Here is a 6,094-nt window from a genome sequence, read left to right on the forward strand (position 1 = left end):
GGCCCGTCCAGGGCGCGCAGCGCGTCCGCGCCGTCGAGGACGACCGCACGCTCCTCCAGGTGAGCTCACCACGGCCCCGGGGCTCGTGTCCGCACCCCTCGGGGGCCTCGTCGTCCCTTCCCCGACCCGTCCGGGCCGGCCGGCCTCAGCCGGTGAAGTCCGCCGCGTGGTCCGCCACCCACTCGGCGAAGCCGCGGGCCGGCCGGCCGGTGATCCGCTCCACGGTGTCGCTCAGGTGGCTCGGGATCCCGTCCGAGTGCTCCCAGTAGCCCACCACCGCGTCCATCACCCAGATCGGCACGATCGGCTCGAGCGCCTTGCGGGCCTCGGCGTCGGTGAGCTCCTCGAAGACCAGCTCCCGGCCGGTCACCTCACCGATGATCTCCAGCTGGCGGCGCTGGGTCACCGACTCGGGGCCACTGAGGAAGTACGCCTGGCCCTCGTGGCCCGGCTCGGTGAGCGCCTTGACCGCCACCGCGGCGATGTCCTTCTCGTGGATCGCGTCGCTGTGCGACTCCGGGTAGGGGAAGCGCACCCGGCCCTCGGCCCGGATCGACTCCGGCCAGCCCCACATCAGGATGTTGGTGGCGAAGTTGTGCGGCCGCAGGAAGGTGTGGGCGATCCCGGAGCCGGCGATCGCGTCCTCCACCGCCCGGTGCATCTCGGTGATCGGCTTCTGCTCCGGGAAGGCGTCCACCACGGTCTGCGAGGAGAGCAGGACGATCTGCTCCACGCCGGCGGCCCGGGCCGCGTCCAGGAAGTCGGCGATGCCCTGCGGCAGGGCGTAGAGGAAGACCTTGCGCACCCCGGCCAGCGCGGCCGGCAGCGTCTCGGGCCGGAGCACGTCGGCCTCGACCACCTCGACCCCGGCCGGTACCGACAGCTTCTCGGGGTTGCGGGCACTGGCCCGGACCTTGGCGCCCGCCTCGACCAGCTGCTCCACCACGGAAGCACCCACCTGGCCGCCGGCTCCGATGACGAGGATCGGCTCGGTGTTCATAACAGTCTCTCCTGGTTTCAGATCTGAAAGTCGGTCGGATGCACTGCGGATGACGCTCGGTCAGCCGATCTGCTGCGGGCCGCGCTTGCGGGGCTTGGAGAACCGCTTGGTGATGGGGCGCTCCACCAGGGCGTACAGGGCCCAGGAGAGCAGGACGGACACGCCGACCTCGGCGACCAGGATCAGGGCACCGGCGGGGGTGGAGAACATCCGGTCGCCGAGCAGGGTCCGACCGTAGGTCAGGACCACGAAGTGCAGCAGGTAGAAGGCGAACGAGATCTCGCCGAGCCACAGCATCGTCCGGTTGCGGAAGATGGTGAAGCGGTTCTCGGCGTCTGCGACGGCAGCGGCAGCGATCAGCAGGACGATCGGGATGATACAGGCCGCGCGCTGGCCGTACAGGTACGGCACGTAGTACGTCAGGACGTAGCCGGCGACCAGGAGCGCGCTCGACCAGATCATCCCGATGTTGCGCCAGCGGCCGTTCAGCACCGCGTGGGCGACCAGCATGCCGAGCGCGAAGTCCAGCAGGCGCACGGGCGGCAGGACGTAGCTGAACCAGTACTGCGAGACCGAGCTGAGCTCACCGCCGGGGATGCCGGGGCCGTCCGGGAGCAGCGCGTAGGCGACGGCCGGGGTGGCGATGATGCCGGCGATCGCGCCGGTGACCCAGTACTTCAGGTGCTGCGGGCGGATCCGCAGGAAGAGCCGGTGCAGCAGCGGGAACGAGGCGTAGAAGACCGCCTCCGCACCGAGCGACCAGCTCGGCGGGTCGACGCTGAAGTTGAGGCTGAAGTCGGGTGCCCAGACCTGGAGCATGAACAGGTTGGCGATCGCGGTCCTGGCCGGCGTGTAGGCGCTGGCGAACAACCCGAGGGCGAGCGCCCAGGAGATCAGGTAGTTCGGGTAGATCTTCACGAACCGGCGCCGCCAGAAGGCCTTCGCGGTGTCCTGCTTTCTCGCCGACCAGGTCAGCACGAAGCCGCTCAGCACGAAGAAGAACGAGACGCCCAGGCCGCCCATCTGGCCGACCACCTTGTAGAGGTCGAAGGCCGCGGCGTCGTCGGCGAGCACCCGCATCGACGGGATCGGCAGCCCGGCGTGGTAGGCGAACACCAGCAGCGCGGCCGGGAACCGCAGGCCGGTGAGCGAGGGCAGCCGGGTGGCGAAGGAGCGCCGGGCGCCGGGGGCCCCGGTGTCGGGCGCGCCGGCCGGCGTCGGGGTGCCGGGACTCTTGACGAGTTGGTCGATGGCCATGGGTAACCGTCCTCGGGTTCGGGCCGCGGGGGCCCTGGGCAGCGGGCTGAGGTCGCGAGAAGGGAGTTCGCGGGCTTCCTCGGGTCTTGGTGCGGACCGCCGGGGCGGCCCTGCCCCTCAATTGCACTACACGGTGTAGGTGAAGCTCTGCCCTGCACCGTGTAGTGTGTCAGGTGTTCCGGCCGACCACCGCTGACCTGCGGTTCTCAAACGGAGTTGACGAACGATCCGCTCGGCAGAGGCCGGATCGGCGGCCCGCTGCCAGGATCAGGGACCATGCGCGCAGCCTTCATCGAGCAGTTGGGTCCGCCGCAGAACATCCGCTACGGCGAGGTGCCGGCCCCGGTCGCGGGCCCGACGGACGTCCTGGTCGACGTCCTGGCGGTCTCGGTCAACCCGGTGGACACCTTCGTGAGATCGGGTGTGTTCCGGACCCCCGTCGACTTCCCCTTCGTGATCGGACGCGACCTGGCCGGCCGGGTCGTCTCGGCCGGCCCGGGCGCCCCCGGGTTTCGCCCCGGCGACCTGGTCTGGTGCAACAGCCTCGGTCACGGCGGCCGGCAGGGCGCCGCGGCCGAACAGGCCGTGGTCCCGGCCGACCGGCTCTACCACCTGCCCGCGGGGGTGGATCCGATCGAGGCGGTCGCCCTGGTCCACCCCGCCGGCACCGCCTACCTGGGCCTGTTCACCCACGGACAGGTCCGGGCCGGCGACACAGTCCTGGTGGCCGGCGCCGGGGGCAACGTCGGAAGTGCCCTCGTCACCCTGGCCATCGAGGCCGGCGCCCGGGTCGTCGCCACCGCGGCGGCCCGGGACGCCGAGTACTGCCGCGCCCTGGGCGCGGCCGAGGTCCTCGACTACCGCGACCCCGAGCTCGGCCGGCTGCTCCGCACCGCCTGCCCCGCCGGCGTCGACGTCCTGCTGGACACCTCCGGCGCCAACGACCTCGCCGGCGCCGTCGAGCTGCTCGCCCCGCGCGGCCGGGTCGTGCTGCTCGCCGGCGCCCGGTCCAGACCGGAACTCCCGGTCGGGCCGCTCTACATGAAGGACTGCTCGATCAGAGGGTTCGTCATCTCGCACGCCACCAGCGCCGAGCTGGCCGAGGCGGCCGTCGCCGTCAACCGCCTGCTCGCCGCCGGACGGCTGCGCCCCCGCTCGCTGGAGCGGCGCCCGCTCAGCTCCGCCCGCGAGGTCCACCACCGCCTCGAACAGGGCGAGTTGAACGGCCGCCGGGTCGTCCTGCTCCCCGCCCTCGTGCCCACCAGCCCGTCCACCACCGAAAGGTAATGCCATGTCCTCCGCAGCAGCCGACCTGGCCACCAGGCAGCGCCGCTCGGGCCTCCTCCTGGCCCTGCTGGCCTTCGCCCAGCTGATCGTCTCCATCGACTACAACATCGTCTACGTGGCGCTCCCCGAGATCGGCAGCGGCCTCGGCTTCTCCTCCCAGACCCTGCAGTGGGTGGTCAGCGCCTACGCCGTCGCGTTCGGCGGCTTCCTGCTCTTCGGCGGCCGCGCCTCCGACCTGTTCGGCCGCCGCCGGATGTTCGTCCTCGGCCTGTCGCTGTACGCCGTCTCCTCACTGGTCGGCGGCCTGGCCGGCTCCCCCGCCCTGCTGGTCGGCGCCCGCGCCGTCCAGGGCCTCGGCGGCGCCTTCCTCTTCCCGGCCACGCTGGCCCTGGTGGTCACCAGCTTCACCGAGGGCAAGGAGCGCAACCGCGCGCTCTCGGTCTGGGCCGCCGCCGGCGCCAGCGGCATGGTGATCGGCTCGCTGCTCGGCGGCGTGCTCACCCAGGCCTTCGGCTGGCAGGCCGTCTTCTACGTCAACGTCCCGCTGGCCGGCGGCGCCGCCCTGCTCGCGCTCTCGCTGATCACCCCGGACGGCGCCCGCGAGAAGGGCCGCCGCTTCGACCTGCCGGGCGCGCTGACCGCCACGGTCGGCGCCACCCTGGTCGTCTTCACCCTGGTGCAGGCCCCCACCTCCGGCTGGACCTCCCCGCTCATCCTCACCAGCGCGCTGGTGGGCCTCGCCCTGGTCGCCGCGTTCATCGCGATCGAGGCGCGCAGCGCCGACCCGCTGATGCCGCTGCGGCTGTTCCGCAACCCCAACCTCTCCACCGGTGTCGCCACCACCTTCCTGTTCATGGCGACCTTCGGCACCCTGCTCTACTTCCTGACCGTCTACTTCCAGACCGTGCACGGCTACACGGCACTGGAGACCGGCAACGCCTTCCTGATCCCGATGGTCGCGGGCTTCCTCGGCTCCATGCTCGGCGGCAAGCTGGCCACCCGCTTCGGCATCCGGCCCACCCTGATCTCCAGCTTCGTGATCGGCGGCGCCGGCACCGCGGCGATGGGCCTGACCATGTCGACGGACGGCTCGTACCTCGCGCTGCTGCCCGGCCTGGTCGTGCTCAGCGTCTGCCAGGGCGTCATCTTCACCACCATGTTCGCCGCCTCCTCCACCGGCGTGCACCCGTACGAGCAGGGCATCGCCTCCGGCATCGTCTCCACCGGCCAGCAGGTCGGCAGCGCGGTCGGCCTGGCCGTGCTGGTCGCCATCGCCAACTCCGGCACCGAGGGCCTGTCCGGCGAGGCGCTGCGCACCGCCACCAACGACGGGCTGCGCACCGCCGTGTTCGTCGCCACCGCCGGCATCGCCCTGCTGGTCCTGGTCGCGCTGAACTTCAAGAAGGCGCCGCAGGGCGGCTCCGAGGCCCAGGCCGCACCGGCCGAGGCCGCCCCGGTCGCCGAGCCCGTCGCCTCCTGACCGGCCGTACGCGGGCGACCTGACACTCTCTCGGTCGTCCGCATGCGAGGCGAACCGGCGCCCGGCTTGAATGGAATCCGGACGCCACGCCGCAGCCGTCTGCCCTACACGGAGTAGATCAACCGCAACACCCGGCGGTACCTCCGTCGTCCGTGTTGTCCTCCCGACACCATGAGGAGAGAAACCACCATGCCTACCGTCTCCGCAGGCACCGCCCAGGTCAGCTACCGGACCGAGGGCACCGGCCCCGGCCTGGTCCTCATCCACGGCACCGGCTTCGGCGCCGAGGGCACCTGGGGCCACCTGGTCGAGCACTTCCGCGACAGCCGGACCGTGATCCTGCCGGACTTCTCCGGCTGCGGCGAGACCACGGACGACGGTGGCGAGCTGACCGTCGAGCTGCTCGCCGAGCAGATCATCGCCGTCATCGAGGAGGCCGCCGACGGCCCGGTCGACATCGCCGGCTTCTCGCTCGGCTCGGTGGTCGGCGCGGCCGTCGCGGCGATCCGGCCGGACCTGGTCCGCCGCCTGGTGCTCACCGCGGGCTGGACCAACCCGGGCGACGAGTACCTGCGCAACATGATGTCCGCCTGGCGCGCCATGGCCGGCAACGCCGAGGCCTTCGGCCGGTTCGGCACCCTGACCGCGTTCAGCCCGGCCTTCCTCAACATCCTCGGCAGGGAGACGATCGAGAACATCGTCGCCGGCAACCAGGCCACCGAGGGTGCGCTGCGCCACATCGACCTCAACCTGCGGCTCGACATCCGCGAGCTGCTCCCGAAGATCGAGGCCCCCGCCCTGGTGGTCGGCTGCACCCAGGACATCACCGTCCCGGTCGCCCTCACCCGCGACCTGCACGCCCAGCTCCCGGGCAGCAGCTACGCCGAGCTGGACAGCGGCCACGTCGCCGTCCTGGAGAAGGCCGCCGAGCTGGTCAAGCTGATCCAGGACTTCATCCACCAGGACTGACCACCGCCCGCAGGACCGAGCGCCGGGGGGGGGGGGGGGGGGGGCGCCCCCCCCCCCCCCCCCCCCCCCCCCCCCCCCCCCCCCCCCCCCCGCCCCCCCCC

5 protein-coding genes are annotated in these 6,094 nt (G+C 72.2%); 3 read left to right on the forward strand and 2 right to left on the reverse strand.

The features are described 5' to 3' along the window. Window positions 1–145 precede the first annotated feature (145 nt). Together AB0K43_RS31080 and AB0K43_RS31085 are read right to left on the reverse strand one after the other, a co-directional pair. Complete coding sequence (locus AB0K43_RS31080; RefSeq protein WP_363645716.1) at window positions 146–1,000, reverse strand: NAD(P)H-binding protein; 855 nt, start codon at window positions 998–1,000, stop codon at window positions 146–148. A gap of 60 nt (window positions 1,001–1,060) precedes the next feature. Then, the gene (locus AB0K43_RS31085; protein WP_363645718.1) at window positions 1,061–2,257 is read right to left on the reverse strand and encodes an acyltransferase; all 1,197 of its coding nucleotides are present in this window, start codon (window positions 2,255–2,257) and stop codon (window positions 1,061–1,063) included. A 276-nt stretch (window positions 2,258–2,533) separates the two neighbouring features. Here AB0K43_RS31085 and AB0K43_RS31090 point away from each other — a divergent pair, with 276 nt between their 5' ends. The 3 genes from AB0K43_RS31090 to AB0K43_RS31100 all read left to right on the forward strand — a co-directional run bounded on the left by AB0K43_RS31090 (window position 2,534) and on the right by AB0K43_RS31100 (window position 5,993). Then, complete coding sequence (locus tag AB0K43_RS31090) at window positions 2,534–3,544, forward strand: NADPH:quinone reductase (protein WP_363645720.1); 1,011 nt, start codon at window positions 2,534–2,536, stop codon at window positions 3,542–3,544. A gap of 4 nt (window positions 3,545–3,548) precedes the next feature. Next, window positions 3,549–5,024: an MFS transporter gene (locus AB0K43_RS31095; protein WP_363645722.1), complete on the forward strand. Its 1,476-nt coding sequence runs from the start codon at window positions 3,549–3,551 to the stop codon at window positions 5,022–5,024. A 189-nt stretch (window positions 5,025–5,213) separates the two neighbouring features. Beyond that, on the forward strand, window positions 5,214–5,993 hold the full coding sequence (locus tag AB0K43_RS31100) for an alpha/beta hydrolase (RefSeq protein WP_363645724.1): 780 nt from the start codon (window positions 5,214–5,216) through the stop codon (window positions 5,991–5,993). Window positions 5,994–6,094: the final 101 nt, after the last annotated feature.

It is taken from the genome of Kitasatospora sp. NPDC049258 (genome assembly GCF_040678895.1).
Classification (GTDB): domain Bacteria; phylum Actinomycetota; class Actinomycetes; order Streptomycetales; family Streptomycetaceae; genus Kitasatospora.

Bases quoted from the DNA above. Each gene is read 5' to 3' on its own strand.
- AB0K43_RS31080 (WP_363645716.1), bottom strand. From the start codon at position 1,000: ATGAACACCGAGCCGATCCTCGTCATCGGAGCCGGCGGCCAGGTGGGT.
- AB0K43_RS31085 (WP_363645718.1), bottom strand. From the start codon at position 2,257: ATGGCCATCGACCAACTCGTCAAGAGTCCCGGCACCCCGACGCCGGCC.
- AB0K43_RS31090 (WP_363645720.1), top strand. From the start codon at position 2,534: ATGCGCGCAGCCTTCATCGAGCAGTTGGGTCCGCCGCAGAACATCCGC.
- AB0K43_RS31095 (WP_363645722.1), top strand. From the start codon at position 3,549: ATGTCCTCCGCAGCAGCCGACCTGGCCACCAGGCAGCGCCGCTCGGGC.
- AB0K43_RS31100 (WP_363645724.1), top strand. From the start codon at position 5,214: ATGCCTACCGTCTCCGCAGGCACCGCCCAGGTCAGCTACCGGACCGAG.